1 protein-coding gene is annotated in these 2,287 nt (G+C 51.2%); it reads left to right on the top strand.

Features of this window, described 5'->3' with window-relative positions; all coding sequences use genetic code 11:
* Positions 1-134 precede the first annotated feature (134 nt).
* Entirely contained in the window at positions 135-2,204 is a 2,070-nt protein-coding gene (gene fusA, locus ACMTNU_RS20460) for an elongation factor G (protein ID WP_413937140.1), read from the top strand.
* Positions 2,205-2,287: the final 83 nt, after the last annotated feature.

Here is a 2,287-nt window from a genome sequence, read left to right as displayed (position 1 = left end):
TCGCCCATTATCGCTGGTAACGTCGTTCTGTGCTGCAGTTGAGCCGTGCTGCGATTCGCAGATCGGGGTGCTCGTACATCGCAGCAGTATGATGCGGCTTGATCTGCAGCACATTTGTTTTTAGAGGGGTAGAAGTGGCTCGTCAAACGTCGCTGGATCACACAAGAAACATTGGCATCATGGCTCACATTGATGCAGGGAAGACTACGACCACTGAGCGGATTCTCTATTACACGGGAATGACTCATAAGCTGGGTGAGGTTCATGAGGGTGCGGCCACGATGGATTGGATGGAGCAGGAGCGGGAGAGAGGTATTACTATTACCGCTGCCGCGACGACCTGTTTCTGGCGTGACCATCGGATTAATATTATTGACACACCAGGGCATGTAGACTTTACGATTGAGGTGGAGCGCTCGCTCCGTGTGCTTGATGGGGCGGTGGCAGCATTTGACTCCGTGCAGGGGGTTGAGCCTCAGTCTGAGACGGTTTGGCGCCAGGCTGACAAATACCATGTTCCTCGGATTGCCTTTATGAATAAGATGGATCGGATTGGAGCTGACTTTTATGGCAGCGTTCAGTCGATTATTGATCGGCTTGGGGCGAAGCCTGTTCCGATTCAGATCCCAATTGGTCGTGAGGCTGAGTTTCGCGGCTCTATCGATTTGGTTAGGATGAAGGGGTACTTTTACGACGACGAGACTCTTGGTGCGAAATATAAGGTTGATGAGATTCCTTCCGATCTTCTCGCTCAAGCAAAAGAGTACCGAGAAAAAATGCTTGATGCCGTCGCGGAGTTTGATGATCAGGTGATGGAGAAATATTTAAACGGTCATCCGTTGACGGAAGAGGAAGTTATGCGGGCAATTCGGGCGGCGACGATCTCGATGAAGATCACGCCGGTCCTTTGTGGTTCAGCATTCAAGAATAAGGGAGTGCAGCAACTCCTGGATGGTGTCGTTGATTACCTTCCTTCACCGTTGGATATTCCACCCGTTATGGGCGTAGATCCTAATAGCGGTAAAGAAGTGGAGCGGAAGTCTGATGATGCGGCACCCTTTGCTGCATTGGCGTTCAAGATCATGTCTGACCCATTTGCCGGTCAGTTGACTTACTTCCGTGTCTACTCGGGAACCCTTAAGACCGGAACTCCGGTCTTAAACGTGACCAAGGGGGCGAAGGACAGAATCGGTCGTCTCCTGAAAATGCATGCCAATAAGCGAGAGGAAATCGACGAGGTTCATGCTGGAGATATTGTGGCGGCCGTGGGGCTCAAAGGGGCCACTACCGGAGACACTCTGGCGGATGAAAAGCAGCCAGTGCTGCTTGAGGTTATGAAGTTCCCTGAACCGGTCATTGCGATGGCGATCGAACCGAAAACCAAACAGGACCAGGAAAAAATGGGCTTTGCGCTTCAGAAATTGGCGCAGGAAGATCCCTCTTTTCGTGTGCGAACTGATGAGGAGACGGCTCAGACGATCATTGCAGGGATGGGTGAGTTGCACCTCGAGATTATTGTCGATCGAATGTTGCGTGAATTCAAGGTCGAGGCCAACGTTGGAAAGCCTGAAGTGGCATTCAGGGAAACGATCAGGCGAAAGGCTGAGGCTGAGTCAAAGTATATCAAGCAGACCGGAGGACGTGGGCAGTATGGGCATGTTGTCTTGACTGTTGAGCCTTCCGAGCCTGGTAAGGGGCTTGAATTCGTCAATAAGACTGTGGGAGGGGCAATCCCGAGGGAGTATATTCCGGCTATCGAAAAGGGTGTTCGGGAAAGAATGGAGACTGGTGTCGTTGCTGGTTATCCACTCCGGGATGTGAAGGTTACGGTCATTGACGGGTCGTATCATGATGTTGACTCGAATGAAATGGCGTTTAAGATTGCCGCCTCAATGGGTTTTTCTGATGCCTGTAAGAAAGCAGATCCCGTTCTACTTGAACCAATCATGAAGGTTGAGGTGTTGGTTCCTCAGGAGTTCATGGGTGATGTCATTGGAAATCTGAATGGGCGGAGAGGCAAGGTTCAGGGCATGAAAGTCCGAGCCGGCGCTCAGGCAATTGATGCAGTTGTTCCGCTAATGGAAATGTTTGGTTATGCCACGGACCTTCGGTCTCGGACTCAGGGGCGTGCGACGTATAGCATGGAGTTTGATCGTTACGACCAGGTTCCCAAGAATATTGCGGAAGCCATCATTAAGAAATAGTGATCGCTGAATCAGGAAGGGAGTAGGGGTATGGCGAAGGCGAAATACGAGCGGAAGAAGCCGCACGTGAACATTGGGACGAT

Source organism: Nitrospira sp. BLG_1, from assembly GCF_047338595.1.
GTDB lineage: Bacteria > Nitrospirota > Nitrospiria > Nitrospirales > Nitrospiraceae > Nitrospira_D.
This window is presented reverse-complemented; position numbering and strand designations above follow the sequence as displayed.